Here is a 17,403-nt window from a genome sequence, read left to right on the forward strand (position 1 = left end):
TTAATCATGTACGCTTACGACGAAATCGATCGCACGCTGGTCAACGAGCGCGTCTCGGAATTCCGCGACCAGGTGCAACGCCGTCTCTCGGGCGAGTTGACCGAGGACGAATTCAAGATGCTGCGCTTGCAGAACGGCGTCTATCTGCAACTGCACGCCTACATGTTCCGCGTCGCGATTCCCTACGGAACGCTGGCGTCGAACCAGTTGCGGCAGCTTGCCCATGTCGCGCGCAAATATGACCGCGGCTACGGCCATTTCACCACGCGCCAGAACATCCAGTTCAACTGGATCAAGCTTTCGGACCTGCCGGATGCGCTGGCCGATCTTGCCGACGTCGGCATCCACGCGATGCAGACCTCCGGCAACAACATGCGCAACGTAACCTCGGATCAGTGGGCCGGCGTCGCGCCGGGCGAGATCGAGGATCCCCGCATCTGGTCGGAGCTGATCCGCCAGCACACTACGTTGCATCCGGAATTCTCGTTCCTGCCGCGCAAGTTCAAGATCGCGATCACCGCTTCGGATCACGACCGCGCTGCGATCAAGGTCCACGACATCGGCCTGCGGCTGATCAAGAACGAGAAGGGCGAAACCGGCTTCGAGGTGCTGGTCGGCGGCGGTCTCGGCCGCACGCCGTTCATCGGCAAGACCATCAAGCACTTCGTCCACGGCCGCGATCTCCTGAGCTATATCGAGGCGATCCTGCGCGTCTACAACCAGTACGGACGCCGCGACAATATCTACAAGGCGCGCATCAAGATCCTGGTGCACGAGCTCGGCATCGAGAAGTTCTCCCGCGAGGTCGAGGAGGAGTGGCAGCATATCCGCAACTCCTCGCTTCAGATCGACGACGAGGTGATCGAGGACATCCGCTCGCGCTTCATCTATCCGGCTTATGAGAAGCTGCCGCACATGCCGGACGAGCTGCGCCAGGCCGCGGCCGATCCCGATTTCGAGGCGTGGCGCAAGAACTCGGTCGCCGCGCACAAGAACCCGGGCTACTCCATCGTCACGATCTCGCTGAAGCCGATCGGCGCGCCTCCGGGCGATGCCACCGCCGAGCAGATGGATGCGCTGGCCGATCTCGCCGACAAATATTCCTTCGGCGAGATCCGCGTCGGTCATGAGCAGAATTTGGCGCTGCCGCATGTTGCCAAGCGCGACCTGCCGGCGCTGTGGAAGGCGCTCGACAAGCTTGGGCTGGCGACGCCGAACGTCAACCTGATCACCGACATCATCGCCTGCCCGGGGCTCGACTATTGCTCGTTGGCCAATGCGCGCTCGATCCCGATCGCGCAGGAGCTGACGCGGCGCTTTGCCAACCATGAGCTCGCCAATCTGATCGGGCGGCTGCATATCAACATCTCCGGCTGCATCAATGCCTGCGGCCATCATCATGTTGGCCATATCGGCATTCTCGGTGTCGAGAAGAACGGCGAGGAGGTCTACCAGATCACCATCGGCGGCCGTGCCGACGAGAGCGCCGCGCTTGGCAATCTGATCGGCCCCGGCGTCAAGTTTGACGAGGTCGCTGACGTCGTCGAGGACATCGTGGAAGCCTATCTGGCGCTGCGCGAGCGGCCGGAGGAGCTGTTCGTCGACACGGTGAAGCGCCTCGGCGTCGAACCCTTCAAGGAGCGCGTCTATGCCACTCGTTAACGGCGGAAAAATCGCCGACGACAGCTTCGCCAAGCTTGCCGTCGACACGCCGCTGCCCGAGGGCGGCGACATCCTGGTGCCGGCCGAGCGCTTCCTCAGCGATGCGGACGCGCTGCTCAAGCGCGGCGGCAAGGTCGGCGTGATCTGGCCGAACAATCGCGATATCGCCGAGCTCGTGCCCTATCTCGGCAAGATCGCCGTCGTCGCATTGGTGTTCCCGAGCTTCCGCGATGGCCGCGCCTACAGCCAGGCGCGCCTGCTGCGCGAGCGCTATAATTATCGCGGCGATTTGCGTGCCACCGGCCAGGTGCTGCGCGACCAGTTCGTGTTCATGCTGCGCGCCGGCTTCGATTCCTTCGAGGTCAAGAAGCAGGCCGACGCGGAAGCCTTCATGCAGACCGCGAAGCGCTATTCGGTGTTCTATCAGCCGACCGGCGACGGCCGCATCACCGCGCTGCACAGGCGAATGCAGCTGCGTCACTCCGAAGGTGTCGGCACGTGAACGCAATCGCGCCCCAGGTCGCTTCAGTGTCCGTGTCTGCGCTGCCCTCGGCGGAGGAGCTCGATCGTGCGCTGCGCGATGCTTCGCCCGCGGAGGTCATCGCCGCGGCGTTGAAGGCGGTCGGGCGCGAGAAGCTTGCGCTGGTGTCGTCCTTCGGCACGGAATCGGCGACGCTGCTGAAGGTCATGGCCGACGTCGATCCGGCGATCCCCGTGATCTTCCTCGACACCGGCTGGCTGTTCGAGGAGACGCTGGCCTATCGCGATACGCTGATCGCGGAACTCGGCTTGAAGGACGTCCGCTCGATCAAGCCTGCCGAGGAGACGCTGTCGCGCGAAGATCCCGACCGCGACCTCTGGTTCTCCGATCCAGACGCCTGCTGCCGCATCCGCAAGGTCGAGCCGCTGGCGCGTGCGCTGAAGCCGTTCGATGCGTGGCTCAATGGCCGCAAGCGCTTTCAGGGCAATGCGCGCACCGACATTCCGGTGGTCGAGGATGATGGCGCGCGGTTGAAGTTCAACCCCTTCGCCAATGTCTCGCGCGAGGAACTCGAAGCCATTTTCGTCCGCGCCAAATTGCCGCGTCATCCGCTGGTGGAGTCCGGTTTCCTGTCGGTTGGGTGTATGCCTTGCACCAGCAGAACGGCCGAGGGCGAGGATGCACGCGCCGGTCGCTGGCGCGGCCGAGCCAAGACAGAATGCGGCATCCACACGATGAAGACTTCGTAGCACAGTCGAGCTGTCCGGCTACGAACAAGAAAATCCGGTTCCGTTGACTTGAGAGCGTTTCGCCCCGAGTTATGCCCGCGTGCCATCGATGACGATGACGTCGTCGAGGTAAATGGAGATGGACATGATGCGCCGTATCGTTCCGCTCGCGGCAGGGCTGCTCTTGACTGGATTGTTGGTAAGCTCGGCTCTCGCCGCTGACATCAATCTCTTGAACGTGTCGTACGATCCGACGCGTGAGCTCTATGCCGAGTTCAACAAGGCGTTCGCGAATGCCTATCAGAAGGAAACCGGCAAGAGCGTCGAGATCAAGCAGTCGCATGGCGGCAGCGGCTCGCAGGCGCGTGCCGTGATCGACGGATTGCAGGCCGATGTGGTGACGCTCGCGCTCGCCTATGACATCGACGCCGTCGCGAACAAGGGCCTCACCGCGACCGACTGGCAGAAGCGTCTGCCGCAGAATTCATCGCCCTATACCTCGACCATCGTGTTTCTGGTGCGCAAGGGCAATCCGAAGGGCATCAAGGACTGGGACGATCTGCTCAAGACCGGTGTCTCGGTGATCACGCCGAACCCGAAGACCTCCGGCGGGGCGCGCTGGAATTATCTCGCCGCCTGGGGCTTTGCCCAAAAGAAATACGGCTCGGCCGACAAGGCCAAGGACTTCATCGGAAAGCTCTACCAGCAGGTGCCGGTGCTCGACACCGGTGCGCGCGGCGCCACCGTGACCTTCGTCGAGCGCGGCGTCGGCGACGTGCTGCTGGCCTGGGAGAACGAGGCCTATCTCGCCCTGAAGGAGTTTGGTGCGCAGAAGTTCGAGATCGTGGCGCCGCCGCAATCGATCCTCGCCGAGCCGCCGGTCGCGATCGTCGACAAGGTTGCCGATAAAAAAGGCACCCGCAACGCGGCCGATGCCTACCTCCAGTATTGGTATACCAAGGAAGGTCAAGAAATCGCCGCGCGCAATTTCTACCGTCCGCGCGACGCCGAGATTGCCAAGAAGTACGAAAACTCCTTCGCCAAGGTCGAACTGTTCACGATCGACGACGTTTTCGGCGGCTGGACCAAGGCGCAGAAGGAACATTTTGCCGACGGCGGCGTCTTTGATCAGATCTACAAGAACTGATCGGGCGCCGTCTTAGGAGTAGCAGGGGGCCTGGTGAGCGCAGTTGCAGCACGACGACGGACATTGCCGGGCTTCGGTCTCACGATGGGACTGACGCTTTCCTGGCTCTCCATCATCATCCTGATTCCGCTCGCCGGGCTGTTCCTGAAATCGCTGGAGCTTAGCCCCGAGCAATTCTGGAACATCCTGTCCAGCCGCCGCACCCTCAACGCCTTGCGCGTCTCCTTCGGCCTCGCCTTTGCGGCGGCCTGCGTCAATCTCGTCATGGGCAGCATCATCGTCTGGGCGCTGGTGCGTTACCGCTTCCCCGGGCGCCGGTTGTTCGACGCTATCGTCGACGTGCCGTTCGCGCTGCCGACGGCGGTCGCCGGCGTCGCGCTGACCGCGCTGTTTGCCGAGACGGGCTGGCTGGGTGCGCCGCTCGCCGCGCTCGGTATCAAGGTGGCATTCACGCCGATCGGCATCTTCGTCGCCATGATCTTCATCGGCATCCCCTTCGTGGTGCGCACCGTGCAGCCGGTGCTCCAGGACCTCGACCCCGAGATCGAGGAGGCCGCCGGCAGCCTCGGCGCCAGCCGCTGGCAGACCATCATCCGCGTGATCCTGCCCTCGCTCGGACCGGCGCTGCTCACCGGCCTCGCGCTCGCCTTCGCCCGCGCGGTCGGCGAATACGGCTCGGTGATCTTCATCGCCGGCAATCTGCCTAATGTCTCCGAGATCGCGCCGCTCCTGATCGTGATCCGGCTGTCCGAATTCCGCTATGCCGACGCGACCGCCATCGCCGTGGTCATGCTCGTCGTCTCCTTCGTCATCATCTTCGCCGTCAACCGGCTCCAGCGCTGGGCGCAGAGCCGGATTCCGGCGCGCTGAGGGCAGATCATGACGATGCAGATCGCAGATTCCGTCTCGCTGCCTTCGACCGATGCGCGCGCACGTGCGCACGCCGCTGCGGCACGCGACAGCCTCCGCACCGAGCCACCCGCAATACGTATCGCCATCATCGCTCTGGCGGTGATCTTCCTCAGCGTCTTCGTCGTGCTGCCGCTGGTTCTGGTGTTCGCGCAGGCCTTTTCGAGAGGCGTTCTCGCTTATTTCTCTGCGCTTGCCGAGCCTGAAGCGCTGGCTGCGATCAAGCTGACGTTGATCGTGGCGGCGATCTCGGTCGGCCTCAATCTCGTATTCGGCCTCGTCGCGGCATGGGCCATCGCCAAGTTCGAGTTTCGCGGCAAGACCTTCCTGATCACGCTGATCGACCTGCCGTTCTCGGTGAGCCCGGTGATCTCGGGCCTCGTCTTCGTGCTGCTGTTCGGCGCGCAGGGCTATTTCGGCAGCTGGCTTAGGGATCATGATATCCAGATCCTGTTCGCGGTGCCCGGCATCGCGCTCGCCACCACCTTCGTGACCTTCCCGTTCGTGGCGCGCGCGCTGATCCCCCTGATGCAGGAGCAGGGCACGCAGGAGGAGGAGGCCGCGATCTCGCTCGGCGCCTCCGGCCTGCAAACCTTCTTCCGCGTCACCCTGCCCAACATCAAATGGGGCGTGCTCTACGGCGTGCTGCTCTGCAACGCGCGCGCGATGGGCGAATTCGGCGCCGTGTCGGTGGTATCAGGACACATCCGCGGCGAGACCAACACCATGCCGCTGCTGGTCGAGATTCTCTACAACGAGTACCAGTTCGTCGCTGCGTTTGCGATCGCCTCGCTGCTGGCGATGCTGGCCCTGATCACGCTGATCGCCAAGACCGTTCTGGAACGTCACCTCGACGAAGGACACGACGCAAGTGACCATTGAAGTCAGGAATCTCGTCAAGCAGTTCGGTAGCTTCAAAGCCCTCGATGGCGTCGATCTCAAGGTCGACAATGGCGAGCTGCTGGCGCTGCTCGGTCCGTCCGGCTCCGGCAAGACCACGCTGCTGCGCATCATCGCCGGCCTCGACTGGCCTGATTCCGGCGAGGTTTCCTTCAATGGCGAGGATGCGCTGGCGCGGGGCGCGCGCGAACGGAACGTCGGCTTCGTGTTCCAGCACTACGCGCTGTTCCGCCACATGACGGTGTTCGAGAACGTCGCCTTCGGCCTGCGCGTGCAGCCGCGCGCCAGCCGCAAGGATGAGTCCACCATTCGTGCGCGCGTCAAGGAGCTGCTCGATCTCGTGCAGCTCGATTGGCTCGCCGACCGCTATCCGAGCCAGCTCTCCGGCGGCCAGCGCCAGCGCATCGCACTCGCCCGCGCGCTCGCGATCGAGCCGCGCATCCTCCTGCTCGACGAGCCCTTCGGCGCGCTCGATGCTAAGGTGCGCAAGGAGCTGCGCCGATGGCTGCGCTCGCTGCACCAGGAGATCAACGTCACCTCGATCTTCGTCACCCACGACCAGGAGGAGGCGCTCGAAGTCGCCAACCGCGTCGTGGTGATGGACAAGGGTAGGATCGAGCAGATCGGCTCGCCCGACGACGTCTATGAAAGCCCGGCGACCGCCTTCGTCCACGGCTTCATCGGCGAATCCATCGAGCTGCCGGTCCAGGTCGAAGGCGGCGTCATCAGGCTCGGCGACCGCCCACTCAATCTTGCAGCAGACGGCTTGGTGTCTGGCGCGTCAAAACTGTTCGTGCGGCGACATGATATGCTGGTCGGCCCGCCCGGAAGCGGTGCCTTCGAGGGCGCTGTGCAGCACGTCCGGAATTTCGGCCCCGTGCAGCGGGCCGAGGTGGCGCTATCCGGCGGCGAGACCATCGAGATCGACGCCCCCCGCGACAGGGAACTGCGCGCCGGCGACACGATCGGCCTCGAACCGCGCCGCTACCGGATATTTGCGGGCTAGCAGGCGCCTCGGCCGAAAGCTCAAATCTTCCTCAATATTCACCTTTCAGCCACGGTTGGTATGCAACAACGGCCCCTCATTTGGGGGCCCCTGAACATGCGCGCTGCGGCCGCAATACTCATCACTTTGCTTCTCGCCGGCTGCGCCGGCAACGAAGCACCGGTCCAGCAGCCGTCGATGTATGCCGACATGTCGGTCCCGGGCACCAAGCTCGATGCGCAGGCGGCAGCGATCATGATCTCGCAATACCGCCAGAACAACGCCCTCGGCACCGTCGTGATCGACCCCGATCTGATGCGGCTCGCCGAATCCCAGTCCCAGGCCATGGCGGCGGCCAACAAGATGGACCATGACGTCCGCGCACCGCTGGCCAAGCGCCTCAGCGCGGGCGGCTATCCGGCGACGGTGGCGGTCGAGAACGTCTCGGCCGGCTATCATACGCTGGCGGAAGCGTTTTCCGGCTGGCGCGACTCGCCTCCGCACCGCGCCAACATGCTCAAGAGCGGTGTCACAAAACTGGGCATCGCGGCGGGCTATGCTCCCGGCACCAAATACAAGGTGTTCTGGACCATGATCCTGGCCTCGACGGACCCCCGATAAGCCAGACTTGATCCCGGGATGCATTGACGCCGCGGCGGACTGTCGCCACGGTGGCTCGCCTTTTGCTATTGTTCCCAGATGACAGATCATAGCCCGGAAGTCGCAACAGTCCCCGCGAAGGCGCAGCGCGTCCTGGTCCTCCAGGGCGGCGGCGCGCTCGGCTCCTATCAGGCCGGCGCCTACCAGTCGCTGTGCCATTTCGACTTCGAGCCGGAATGGGTCGCCGGCATCTCGATCGGCGCGGTCAACGCCGCCATCATCGCCGGCAACGAGGGACAGACCCGCGTCAAGCGGCTCAAGGAATTCTGGGAGATGGTGTCGGCGCCGGTGCCGTGGAAGCCGATCGGCAAGAGCGATCACAGCCGCGAGCTGTTCAATTCGACCAGTGCCGCATTGATCGCGACCTTCGGCGTGCCCGGTTTCTTCACGCCGCGCATTCCGCCCGCGCCGCTCTGGCCGCCCGGCAGCAAGCAGGCCGAGAGTTATTACGACACCGCGCCGCTGAAGAAGACGCTGGAGCGCCTGGTCGATTTTGACCGCATCAACGATCTGAAGACGCGCCTGTCGGTCGGCGCCGTCGGCGTCACCTCGGGCAACTTCAAATATTTCGACAATTACGAGTTCAAGAAGCTCGGCAAGACCATCGGCCCCGAGCACATCATGGCCTCCGGCGCGCTGCCGCCGGGCTTTCCGTCCGTCGTGATCGAAGGCGAGCATTATTGGGACGGCGGCATCGCCTCCAACACGCCGCTCGACTACGTACTCGATGCCGAGGTCGCTCGCGACATGCTGATCTTCCAGGTCGATCTGTTCAGCGCCCGCGGCGATCTGCCGAATTCGCTGCTCGAGGCGACCGAGCGCGAGAAGGACATCCGCTTCTCCAGCCGAACGCGGATGAACACCGACAAGAACAAGCAGATCCATAATGCGCGCCGGGCCGTGCGCGATCTGATTTCCAAATTGCCCGATTATCTGAAGAATGATCCTTCCGTCGAATTCCTCGCGAAGGTGTCGCGCGAAAGCACCGTCACCGTGGTGCACCTGATCTATCGCAGCAAGAACTACGAATCCTCGTCGAAGGATTACGACTTCTCGCATGTCGCCATGGTCGAGCATTGGGAAGCCGGGGTGCGCGACGTGCATCTGTCGATGCGCCATAAGGACTGGCTCGAGCGGCCGCAGTCCGGCGAGACCATGGTGACCTACGATCTCACGGGGGACGTCACCGCGCCCCCGCCAAAAAGGAGCGAATAACATGGGTAGTCTGTCAGGCAAGAACGCCGTCGTGACCGGTTCGACCAGCGGCATCGGGCTCGCCTACGCGCGCGCCTTCGCCGCCGCCGGCGCCAATGTCGTCATCAACGGCTTCGGCTCGCCGGAAGATATCGAGAAGGAGCGCGCCAAGATCGAGTCCGACTTCGGCGTGAAGGCGGTGTATTCGCCGGCCGACATGACCAAGCCCGCCGAGATCGCCGGGATGATCGCGCTCGGCGAGAAGTCGTTCGGCTCGGTCGACATCCTCGTCAACAATGCCGGCATCCAGTTCGTCTCGCCGATCGAGGAATTCCCGGTCGAGAAGTGGGACCAGATCATCGCGATCAACCTGTCCTCGGCTTTCCATGCCATCCGCGCGGCGGTGCCCGGCATGAAGAAGAAGGGCTGGGGCCGTATCATCAACACGGCGTCGGCGCACTCGCTGGTCGCCTCGCCCTTCAAGTCCGCCTATGTGTCGGCCAAGCACGGCATCGCCGGACTGACCAAGACCGTGGCGCTCGAGGTCGCGACCCACAAGATCACCTGCAACTGCATCAGCCCCGGCTATGTCTGGACGCCGCTGGTGGAGAAGCAGATCCCCGACACGATGAAGGCGCGCAACCTCACGCGCGAGCAGGTCATCAACGACGTGCTGCTCGACGCGCAGCCGACCAAGGAGTTCGTCACCTCCGAGCAGGTCGCAGCCCTCGCGCTGTTCCTGTGCGGCGACGATGCCGCGCAGATCACCGGCACCAACCTGTCGATCGACGGCGGCTGGACGGCGGAGTAATCACGCGATGCCGTAGGGTGGGCAAAGGCGCGTCAGCGCCGTGCCCACCATTCTTCTCCGATTGATGAAAAGCGGTGGGCGCACTTCGCTTTGCCCACCCTACGAGAGCTGCGCTTAGTCTTCGTTCAATGCGTCCAGGCCAGCGCCGTCACGATCGCCGACGACAGGTTCAGCTCCGCGAACATGATCTTGCCGGCGACCACGAACAGCACGCAGGCAAGCGTCAGGCGCAGCACCGTCTCGGGGACGCGCGTCGCACTGAGGCTGCCGACGATGATGCCGGGCAGCGAGCCCAGCAGCAGCACGCCCATCAGGGCCCAATCGACGTCGCCAAGCGCCCAATGTCCGATGCCCGCGACCAGCGTCAGCGGCACCGCATGCGCGATGTCCGAGCCGACGATGGTCGCCATCGGCAGGCGCGGATAGAGCAGCAGCAGCACGGTGACGCCGACCGCGCCGGCACCGACGGACGAGATCGACACCAGCACGCCGAGCACGATGCCGGTGACGACGGTCGCGATCGCGGTGGTGCGCTCATTGACCTGCTCGAGGCGCTTCCGATAGCGCTCCATGAGGGCCTTGCGGAAGATCAGCGAGGTCGCGGTCAGCAGCAGTGCAAAGCACAGCACCAGATTGACCAGGCTGCGCTCGGAATCGCTCCTGAGGTCGAGCTTCCACAGCACGAGCAGCGTCAGCGCGCTCGCCGGGATGCTGCCGCAGGCGAGCCGCAGCACGGCGGGCCAGTGCACGCTCCGCGACCAGCCATGCACCACGCTGCCGCCGGTCTTGGTGGCGGCGGCATAGAGCAGGTCAGTGCCGACGGCGGTGGAGGGGTGGATGCCGAACAGCAGGATCAGCAGCGGCGTCATCAGCGAGCCGCCACCCACGCCGGTCATCCCGACAAGCAGGCCGACGCCAAATCCGGAGGCGACATAGAGCGGATCAATCATGTCTGGGGAATCTTAGGTTTATCTCGTCGGTTGAGCAATATGACGTAGAATAAAATTTCCCTGAAGCGCAATCGCTTCGATTGAATAAGAAAAATCTTGCTACGGACGGCTGGCGGGTAGGGGGTTTCAGTCGCCGCCGCGCAAGGCGCGAAACAGCCATTCTCCAGGCCGGCAACCGGGTGGCAGCGCCTATTTGCCAAACGCCAGCACGTGCAGGCCGAGCCGCTGGCGCACGATCCAGAACAGCAGCACCGTCTCGAATGTCAGCGAGATCGAGGTCGCGGCCGCGGCGCCGTGGCCACCGAAGCGCGGCACCAGCGCGATGCAGAGCACGAGGTTCATCACGAAGGCCAGCGCGTAGGCCAGCGCGCAGATCTTCTGCTGGCCGAGCATGTTGAGCAGGCGCTCGACCGGTCCGATCGCGGCGCGCACCACGAGGCCGATCGCGGCGACGAACATGATGTCGTAGCCGACCGTGAATTGCGGGCCGAACAGCCAGAGCAGCGGCTTGCCGAGCGCAAGCAGCACGATGGTCGCTGCCAGCGACGGCCAGAACGTCCAGTTGATGGCATGCGCGACATAGGCCGACAGGCGCGCCTTGTCGCCGAGCGCGTTGTACTCGGCGAAGCGATGCGCTGTGGTCGCCGACATCGCGTAGTGGATGAACGAGACCAGGGCGAGCGTCTTCACCACCGCGAAATAGACACCGACCTCGTCCGATGGGCGGAACTGCTGAAGCACCAGCACGTCGGTATAGGACAGCAGCAGGTAAAAGCTCTCGACCAGCAGGATCGGCAGCGAGACGGCGAGCCAGCCACCGATGTCGTAGGTCTTGGGGCCCGGCTCGATGTGATCGGCGAGCTTGCGGTTCAGCACCACCATCTGCCCGGTCATCGCGATCCACACCGCGCCGGCGCTCGCGACCATCGCGGCGACTGCGCCGAGGTGATAGCCGAGCAGGAAGGCAGCGGCCGTGATGCCGATGATCAGCGCCTGGCGGATGATGAATTGCGGCATCAGGCCAAGCTGCATCCAGTCATGCGAGCGCGCGATGCCGTCCTGGGTGTTGGCGACGACGAAGGCGGGCAGCGTCATGCAGCCGATATAGAGCGGCAGCACCTCGGCCGGATCGATCCAGGGGGAGAGCAGCTTGACGATACCGGCGAGCCCCAGCGACACCAGCGTGGACGCGGCAAAGGTCAGCCAGCGGCTGCCGGAGAGAAAGCCGCGCAGCAGCGCATGCTCGCCGCTGGTGCGATGCTCGGGAATGATCTTTTGCGCGGAGGCCGAGATGCCGAAGTCCATCATGCTGCCGAGCAGCAGCACCCAGGTCCAGACGTAGACATAGATGCCGTAGTCGGACGTCCCCATCCAGCGCGCGAGCAGAACTTGCGAGAAATAGGCGAGGCCCGCGCTGATCACCCGGATGATGAAGATGGTGCCGGCCAACCGCCGCGTCAGCGACGCTTCGTTCGACCCGCCCGTCAGCTTCGCGCGCAGCCGCGCGATGAGGCCGGCAGGTCCGGTCGTAGCGGGTTCTGCATCCATCACGGCCAATTCGAGATCCCCAGGGCGTCCGTATCAGGCGTCCCGCATGCTGCGGCAGGCCCGATGCGGTAGCCCTTGGGGATTAGCAACCATTCGTTAAGATTGGGTTGGGTGAGGCATGCTGCCGCTCCAGCCACCGGCGTCGTCCCCGCCTAGTGCGCAATTGCGCACGGGAGGCGGGGACCCATAACCCCAGCGAGAAATCGTTGCGCTGGCTGGTAACTCCGAGTCTTCGCCAAACCACTCCCTGTGGTTATGGGTCCCGGGCTCGCGCTGCGCGCGCCCCGGGACGACAGCTGAATATGGGGCGCTGGCAGCGCAACTCAGCTCCGGCTCACTCCAAATTCGTATTGAACTCGTACGATTTCTCAGGCGCGACGAGCGTGAACTTCAGCGCCGCCCCGTCGGGCTTGGCGCCCGGCGGCAGTCCGTCGAGCTCGAATGAAAATCGCTGCACACCGGGTGGGCTGCGCTCGACCGGCGCCGGAATCGGCAACGCCCAATCGAGCGTCGGCCCTTCCACGAACAAATTGACGCCGCGGCTATCGGGCACGACCACGTCGACCACGACATTCTTGGGACCGTCACGTTTGACGTCGCGGATGGTCAGCGGATTGGGATCACCGATCGTGGCAGGCTTCGGCACGGTGTCGAGCGCGGCACGCAGATTGGCGTCCTCGGTCGAGGCGACGTTGTTGAAGCCGAGCTCGACATTGGCCTCGACGGGAACGCAGAGCTTCTCGCACACGGCGTAGTTGATCTCGGCACGCAGCGTCACCGGCTTGTCGGGCGCCTTGGGCACGATGCGCAGAGGCAGCACGATCTGGCCGTGATAGCCGATCGAATGCCCGCCCGCGCCGTCATCGAATTTCAGCGGCGCCGGCCACATCACCGTCACCGCTTCGACATTGTCCGATTTGGAGAAATCGAACCGCGGCGGAACGCCGGAATCGCCGGGGATGCGCCAGTAGGTCTTCCATCCCTGCTGGAGCTGGAAGGCGATACCGCCGAGCAGGACGGCGCCGCTGCGCGATCCCGCCAGCAATCGCACTGCGGAATGGCCGTCGCGCTGCCAGGGCGAAGCGTCGTCGGCGCGGGCAGCAAGCGTCATCGACGACGCAAGCAGGGTTGTTGCGACGCCAAACGCCGCATGCAGGGGAACTCTTGTCAGCATGGCACGTCTTTACAGGGTCGCCCCTGGGCAAACCATTGAATTGCTTGTGATGGATGCACCTGAATCAAGTCTATGCAAGCCTTGATTTGACAGCAGCCCGGCCCGACATCAGGATAGGAATCGAAACCGGAGTGCTTCACCGATGGCTCCCACAGGCAAAAGGACGGGCGAAAGCACCCGCAGCGCGGCCCCCGCGCTTCCCAGCTCGGCCGGCTATCTCGACGGCCAGCTCCTGATCGCGATGCCCGTGATGGGCGATGAGCGCTTCGAGCGCTCGGTGATCTATCTCTGTGCGCATTCCGCCGAGGGCGCGATGGGCATCATCGTCAATCATCCCGCCGGCAGCATCGACTTCCCCGAGCTGTTGCAGCAGCTCGGCATCATCAAGAAGGGCGAGCACATCAAGCTGCCGGAGAACGCCGAAAGCATGAAGGTGCTGCGTGGCGGGCCGGTCGATACCGGCCGCGGCTTCGTGCTGCATTCCAGCGATTTCTACATCGAGAACGCGACGCTCCGGATCGACGACGGCGTCTGCCTCACCGCGACCGTCGATATCCTGCGGGCGATCGCCAACGGCTCCGGCCCGAAGCACGCCATCCTCGCGCTTGGTTATGCCGGCTGGGCGCCGGGCCAGCTCGAGACCGAAATCCAGAGCAATGGCTGGCTGCACTGCGATGCGGATTCGGATTTGATCTTCGGCGACGATGTCGACGAGAAGTACGGCCGCGCGCTGCGCAAGATCGGCATCGATCCCGGCATGCTCTCGAACGATGCGGGACACGCGTAGCTGTTGCGCCAACCTCCGCTGTCGTCCCGGACAAGCGGAGCTTCTGGCAACGCGTAGCGTTGTCCAGAACGGAGCGCAGATCCGGGACCCATAATCCCAGGAAGTCGTTGTTGAAGCGGGCTGGTCACCACTAGTCTTCGCCAAACCACGGCCTGTGGTTATAGGTCCCGGATCTGCGCTTCGCTTTGCTACGCTTGTCCGGGACGACGGCGGAATTTGTGGCTACTCCAATGCCGCCTATTCCGCCGCCTGCTGCTGTACCGTCGGCTCTGTCCCCGCCACCGTCGCGCGGCGCATGTCGCGGGGCTGGGACTGGTCGTAGCGGCGGACGCGATGCATGGTCTGGCGGTTGTCCCACATCACGAGATCATGCAGCTTCCATTTGTGGACATAGACGAACTCTGCGTTCGTCGCATGCTCGTTCAGATCGCGCAGCAGCAGCCGGCCTTCGGGGACGCTCATGCTGACGATCTTGCCGGCATGCGATGAGAGGTACAGCGACTTGCGGCGATGCACCGGATGGGTGCGCACCAGGCGTTGCAGCACCGGCTTGAACATCTGCTTTTCGTCGTCGGTGTACTCGGTGAAGCCGAGCGATCCGCGCGAATACATCAGCGAGTGCTCGCAGACCAGATCCTCGATCTCGGCCTTGGTGTCGTCATCGAGCGCGTCATAGGCCGCGCGCATGTCGGCGAACTCGGTATTGCCGCCCTTCGGGTTCACCACCCGCGCCGACAGCAGCGAGAATTTTGCGGGGATCGGGCGAAACGAGCTGTCGGAATGCCACAGGCAGTTGCCGAGATTGAACAGATGCGCGCGGCTGTCCTTCGCCAGCGGCTTGCCATCCTTGCCGAGATTGGAGACGTCGTTGAGGCCCGATTGGAGCCGGTAGTCCTTTTCCTTGGTCACAGTGCCGCCGCGCGCGTCCTCGCGCTGGCCGAAATTCAGCGCGAAGGCCATCTGCTGCTCGTCGGTGATGTCCTGGTCGTGGAAGACCAGCACCGCATATTTGTCCATGGCTGCCTCGACCTCGCGCGCCTCGGCCTCGGTGAGAGGCTTTCGCAGATCGAGGCCGGAAACCTCGCCGGCAAAATGTTTCTGAAGCTGCTGGATGGCGATCGTCATGGTGTTTCTCCCGCGAGCCGCGAGCGGTTGGTCCCGCTCTGCCGGTGAAAAAGCTACTCCCGCGACCGGACTTGTCAACGCTCGGCGTGCATATCTCTTAAGCGTCATGGCTCTCACGCGTTGCGCGCCATCAGGCCGCCGTCGACAGGGATCACCGCGCCGGTGAGGAAAGACGCAGCCGGCAGGCACAGGCTCAGCGTCGTATGCGCGACCTCCTCGGGGTCGCCGTAACGGCCGAGTGCAGTGCGGCGCTTGGCGTAGATGGTCTTGTGCTCTTCGGAGATCCGGTCGGTGATGGCGGTGCGGATCGGGCCCGGGCAGATGCAGTTGACGGTGATGCCTTCGCGGCCGAGCTCGACGGCGAGCGAGCGCGTGAGGCTCGCCACGCCGCCCTTCGCCGCCGAATAGGGGCTGTGCAATGCGGTGGCGCCGAGCGCCTCGGTCGAGGCGATGTTGACGATGCGCGGGCTCTTCGACTTGCGCAGGTGCGGCAGCGCGGCGCGGATGATGCGCGGATGCGCCGTCAGCATCACGGCGATGCCCTTGGCCCAGGCGTCTTCGTAAGCCTCGTCGTCGATCGCGACGCGCACGGAGATGCCGGCATTGTTGACGACGATGTCGAGCCCGCCGAAATGCGCCGCGACATCGCCAACCACGCGCTTGATCTCGCCGCCATCGGCGACATCGAGCTTCCACGCCTTCGCGGATCCGGCGTTCGCGGCAATCTCCTTGGCAACGGACAGCGCGCCCTGCTCGTCAAAGTCGGTAACGGCGACGTTCGCGCCTTCAGCGGCGAACACGCGCGCGGTGGCGCGCCCCATGCCGCTCGCCGCACCCGTGACGAGAACGGTCAGGCCCTTCACCGACCGGCTGAGCTCCTTGAATTCGGACATGCCGTTTCCTCGCGTCTCTTGTTTCTTGTTATGAGATGGGACAAGGCTGGCATCGATCCGCAGACAGGTCAAACAAGCAAAACAAAAGGGGAGGCCGCGATGGCGAACGAGCTCGATTTCTCAGGCAAGCAGGTGCTGGTGGTCGGCGGTTCCAGCGGTATCGGCAACGGCATCGCGCAAGCCTTTCGCACCAGGGGCGCGCAAGTTGCAGTCTGCGGCACGCGTGCTCATCCCGCGGAATATTCGGCGCAAGAAGGCTCCGATCTCACGGGTCTTTCCTATGCGCAGCTCGACGTCGGCAACGCCGGCGCGGTGGAAGCGTTCAAGCCGTCCTTCGACCGTCTCGATGTGCTCGTGCTCGCGCAGGGCGCGGTGCTCTATCGCCGCGGCGAGTTCGAGATGGCCGGCTTCCGCAAGGTCGTCGAGGTCAATCTGATGAGCCTGATGGCCTGCGCGACGCGCTTTCACTCCATGCTGCGCGATAGCAAGGGCGCGCTGATCATGGTGTCCTCGACCGCAGCCTATCATTCCACCATGGGCAATCCCGCCTACAACGCCTCGAAGACCGGCGCAGTCGGATTGACGCGGACGCTGGGCGAGGCCTGGGCCGAGGATGGCATCCGCGTCAACGGTATCGCGCCCGGCCTCGTCGACACCAAGATGACGAAGGTGACCACCGACAATCCCAAGCGGCTCGAAGGCGCGCTGTCACGCATTCCGCTGCGGCGATTGGGCACGCCGGCTGACATGGCGGGCGCGGCGCTGTTCCTCGCCTCGCCGCTGTCGTCCTACATCATCGGACAGACATTGGTCGTCGATGGGGGGCTTATTCTTTAGGCGATTGCGCGAGGCGATTGGAACTGCGCTGCTCCTGATCGGTTACTTGGGTTGACCCCCGAGGAGGAGCAACATGGACAAGGATCGGATCGTCGGATCGGCCAAGGAATTCGCTGGGCGCGCAGAAGGCGCCGTCGGTGATCTCGCTGGCGATGCGCAGACGCAGGCGTCAGGCAAGGCGCGGGAAGCCGCCGGCACCGTGCAGAATCTCTACGGCCAGGCCAAGGACGCCGTGCGCGACGCCGGCGAGACTGCGGCCGGCTACGCCAAGGATGCCTACGACAAGCCGGCCGAGACCTTGCGCGACGGTTCGCAGGCGATTGCCAAGAAGGTGCAGGACAATCCGCTCGGTGCGCTGCTGATCGCCGGCGGGATCGGCTTCGCACTCGCGCTTCTGATGTCGCGTCCCGCCCGTCGCCCGCCGCCGCGCTGGCGCTATTACGGCTGAGCCAAAGCCCCCGTCTCTCGTGCCCCGGACGCAATGCGGACTAGGCGATGCGTAGGCATCGTCCGGCAACGCCGCTTTGCTGAGCCGGGGCCCATTCTTTGTGAATGTCGCAGTGCTGGGTCCCGGCTCTGCGCAGCAGCGTTACACGCTGCAGCGCGTCCGGG

General features: G+C 64.3%; 18 protein-coding genes. 13 read left to right on the forward strand and 5 right to left on the reverse strand.

What is annotated here, in order from left to right:
• Positions 1–6: 6 nt before the first annotated feature.
• The 10 genes from AB7245_RS05725 (at position 7) to AB7245_RS05770 (ending at position 9,477) form a co-directional block, all read left to right on the forward strand.
• Positions 7–1,662 (forward strand): nitrite/sulfite reductase, encoded by a 1,656-nt coding sequence (locus AB7245_RS05725; protein ID WP_085401863.1) that lies wholly within the window; start codon positions 7–9, stop codon positions 1,660–1,662.
• Positions 1,649–2,164 (forward strand): DUF934 domain-containing protein, encoded by a 516-nt coding sequence (locus AB7245_RS05730; RefSeq protein WP_085401862.1) that lies wholly within the window; start codon positions 1,649–1,651, stop codon positions 2,162–2,164. Before AB7245_RS05725 ends, AB7245_RS05730 begins: the two co-directional genes overlap by 14 nt.
• The gene (locus tag AB7245_RS05735; RefSeq protein ID WP_085401861.1) at positions 2,161–2,892 is read left to right on the forward strand and encodes a phosphoadenylyl-sulfate reductase; all 732 of its coding nucleotides are present in this window, start codon (positions 2,161–2,163) and stop codon (positions 2,890–2,892) included. The genes AB7245_RS05730 and AB7245_RS05735 overlap by 4 nt, the downstream gene beginning before the upstream one ends.
• Before the next feature lie 124 nt (positions 2,893–3,016).
• A complete protein-coding gene (locus AB7245_RS05740; RefSeq protein WP_085401899.1) occupies positions 3,017–4,018 on the forward strand; it encodes a sulfate ABC transporter substrate-binding protein in 1,002 nt (333 codons plus the stop codon).
• 33 nt (positions 4,019–4,051) lie between these two features.
• The gene (gene cysT, locus AB7245_RS05745; protein WP_071916676.1) at positions 4,052–4,888 is read left to right on the forward strand and encodes a sulfate ABC transporter permease subunit CysT; all 837 of its coding nucleotides are present in this window, start codon (positions 4,052–4,054) and stop codon (positions 4,886–4,888) included.
• Between the two features lie 9 nt (positions 4,889–4,897).
• The gene (gene cysW / locus AB7245_RS05750) at positions 4,898–5,809 is read left to right on the forward strand and encodes a sulfate ABC transporter permease subunit CysW (protein ID WP_085401860.1); all 912 of its coding nucleotides are present in this window, start codon (positions 4,898–4,900) and stop codon (positions 5,807–5,809) included.
• Positions 5,799–6,833 (forward strand): sulfate/molybdate ABC transporter ATP-binding protein, encoded by a 1,035-nt coding sequence (locus tag AB7245_RS05755; RefSeq protein ID WP_063980997.1) that lies wholly within the window; start codon positions 5,799–5,801, stop codon positions 6,831–6,833. The genes cysW and AB7245_RS05755 overlap by 11 nt, the downstream gene beginning before the upstream one ends.
• Before the next feature lie 96 nt (positions 6,834–6,929).
• On the forward strand, positions 6,930–7,433 hold the full coding sequence (locus AB7245_RS05760) for a CAP domain-containing protein (RefSeq protein WP_063980998.1): 504 nt from the start codon (positions 6,930–6,932) through the stop codon (positions 7,431–7,433).
• Between the two features lie 78 nt (positions 7,434–7,511).
• A complete protein-coding gene (locus tag AB7245_RS05765; protein WP_085401859.1) occupies positions 7,512–8,687 on the forward strand; it encodes a DUF3734 domain-containing protein in 1,176 nt (391 codons plus the stop codon).
• A gap of 1 nt (position 8,688) precedes the next feature.
• Positions 8,689–9,477, forward strand: coding sequence for a 3-hydroxybutyrate dehydrogenase (locus AB7245_RS05770; protein WP_028157423.1), 789 nt, complete (start codon positions 8,689–8,691; stop codon positions 9,475–9,477).
• 125 nt (positions 9,478–9,602) lie between these two features.
• Here AB7245_RS05770 and AB7245_RS05775 read toward each other — a convergent pair whose 3' ends face one another.
• The 3 genes from AB7245_RS05775 to AB7245_RS05785 all read right to left on the reverse strand — a co-directional run bounded on the left by AB7245_RS05775 (position 9,603) and on the right by AB7245_RS05785 (position 13,149).
• Positions 9,603–10,427, reverse strand: coding sequence for a sulfite exporter TauE/SafE family protein (locus tag AB7245_RS05775; protein ID WP_071916674.1), 825 nt, complete (start codon positions 10,425–10,427; stop codon positions 9,603–9,605).
• A gap of 189 nt (positions 10,428–10,616) precedes the next feature.
• The gene (locus AB7245_RS05780; RefSeq protein ID WP_439033925.1) at positions 10,617–11,984 is read right to left on the reverse strand and encodes a flippase; all 1,368 of its coding nucleotides are present in this window, start codon (positions 11,982–11,984) and stop codon (positions 10,617–10,619) included.
• 325 nt (positions 11,985–12,309) lie between these two features.
• Positions 12,310–13,149: a protein-disulfide reductase DsbD domain-containing protein gene (locus AB7245_RS05785; protein ID WP_085401857.1), complete on the reverse strand. Its 840-nt coding sequence runs from the start codon at positions 13,147–13,149 to the stop codon at positions 12,310–12,312.
• 142 nt (positions 13,150–13,291) lie between these two features.
• Here AB7245_RS05785 and AB7245_RS05790 point away from each other — a divergent pair, with 142 nt between their 5' ends.
• The gene (locus tag AB7245_RS05790; RefSeq protein ID WP_063981003.1) at positions 13,292–13,936 is read left to right on the forward strand and encodes a YqgE/AlgH family protein; all 645 of its coding nucleotides are present in this window, start codon (positions 13,292–13,294) and stop codon (positions 13,934–13,936) included.
• Positions 13,937–14,173: 237 nt separating this feature from the next.
• On the opposite strand, the gene AB7245_RS05795 is transcribed toward AB7245_RS05790, so the two are convergent.
• Both AB7245_RS05795 and AB7245_RS05800 read right to left on the reverse strand, forming a co-directional pair.
• Positions 14,174–15,061, reverse strand: a complete 888-nt coding sequence (locus tag AB7245_RS05795) for a TauD/TfdA dioxygenase family protein (RefSeq protein WP_085401856.1) — start codon at positions 15,059–15,061, stop codon at positions 14,174–14,176.
• A gap of 113 nt (positions 15,062–15,174) precedes the next feature.
• Positions 15,175–15,954: an SDR family NAD(P)-dependent oxidoreductase gene (locus tag AB7245_RS05800; RefSeq protein ID WP_085401855.1), complete on the reverse strand. Its 780-nt coding sequence runs from the start codon at positions 15,952–15,954 to the stop codon at positions 15,175–15,177.
• Positions 15,955–16,053: 99 nt separating this feature from the next.
• On the opposite strand from AB7245_RS05800, the gene AB7245_RS05805 reads away from it, so the two are divergent.
• Both AB7245_RS05805 and AB7245_RS05810 read left to right on the forward strand, forming a co-directional pair.
• Positions 16,054–16,791 (forward strand): SDR family NAD(P)-dependent oxidoreductase, encoded by a 738-nt coding sequence (locus AB7245_RS05805; RefSeq protein ID WP_085401898.1) that lies wholly within the window; start codon positions 16,054–16,056, stop codon positions 16,789–16,791.
• A 73-nt stretch (positions 16,792–16,864) separates the two neighbouring features.
• Positions 16,865–17,239: a CsbD family protein gene (locus tag AB7245_RS05810; protein WP_063981006.1), complete on the forward strand. Its 375-nt coding sequence runs from the start codon at positions 16,865–16,867 to the stop codon at positions 17,237–17,239.
• Positions 17,240–17,403 lie beyond the last annotated feature (164 nt).

The sequence above is a fragment of the Bradyrhizobium sp. 604_D8_N2_3 genome (assembly GCF_051810765.1).
GTDB classification, from domain to species: Bacteria; Pseudomonadota; Alphaproteobacteria; order Rhizobiales; family Xanthobacteraceae; genus Bradyrhizobium; species Bradyrhizobium barranii.

Bases quoted from the DNA above. Each gene is read 5' to 3' on its own strand.
- AB7245_RS05725 (WP_085401863.1), top strand. From the start codon at position 7: ATGTACGCTTACGACGAAATCGATCGCACGCTGGTCAACGAGCGCGTC.
- AB7245_RS05730 (WP_085401862.1), top strand. From the start codon at position 1,649: ATGCCACTCGTTAACGGCGGAAAAATCGCCGACGACAGCTTCGCCAAG.
- AB7245_RS05740 (WP_085401899.1), top strand. From the start codon at position 3,017: ATGATGCGCCGTATCGTTCCGCTCGCGGCAGGGCTGCTCTTGACTGGA.
- cysW (WP_085401860.1), top strand. From the start codon at position 4,898: ATGACGATGCAGATCGCAGATTCCGTCTCGCTGCCTTCGACCGATGCG.
- AB7245_RS05760 (WP_063980998.1), top strand. From the start codon at position 6,930: ATGCGCGCTGCGGCCGCAATACTCATCACTTTGCTTCTCGCCGGCTGC.
- AB7245_RS05765 (WP_085401859.1), top strand. From the start codon at position 7,512: ATGACAGATCATAGCCCGGAAGTCGCAACAGTCCCCGCGAAGGCGCAG.
- AB7245_RS05770 (WP_028157423.1), top strand. From the start codon at position 8,689: ATGGGTAGTCTGTCAGGCAAGAACGCCGTCGTGACCGGTTCGACCAGC.
- AB7245_RS05775 (WP_071916674.1), bottom strand. From the start codon at position 10,427: ATGATTGATCCGCTCTATGTCGCCTCCGGATTTGGCGTCGGCCTGCTT.
- AB7245_RS05785 (WP_085401857.1), bottom strand. From the start codon at position 13,149: ATGCTGACAAGAGTTCCCCTGCATGCGGCGTTTGGCGTCGCAACAACC.
- AB7245_RS05790 (WP_063981003.1), top strand. From the start codon at position 13,292: ATGGCTCCCACAGGCAAAAGGACGGGCGAAAGCACCCGCAGCGCGGCC.
- AB7245_RS05795 (WP_085401856.1), bottom strand. From the start codon at position 15,061: ATGACGATCGCCATCCAGCAGCTTCAGAAACATTTTGCCGGCGAGGTT.
- AB7245_RS05800 (WP_085401855.1), bottom strand. From the start codon at position 15,954: ATGTCCGAATTCAAGGAGCTCAGCCGGTCGGTGAAGGGCCTGACCGTT.
- AB7245_RS05805 (WP_085401898.1), top strand. From the start codon at position 16,054: ATGGCGAACGAGCTCGATTTCTCAGGCAAGCAGGTGCTGGTGGTCGGC.
- AB7245_RS05810 (WP_063981006.1), top strand. From the start codon at position 16,865: ATGGACAAGGATCGGATCGTCGGATCGGCCAAGGAATTCGCTGGGCGC.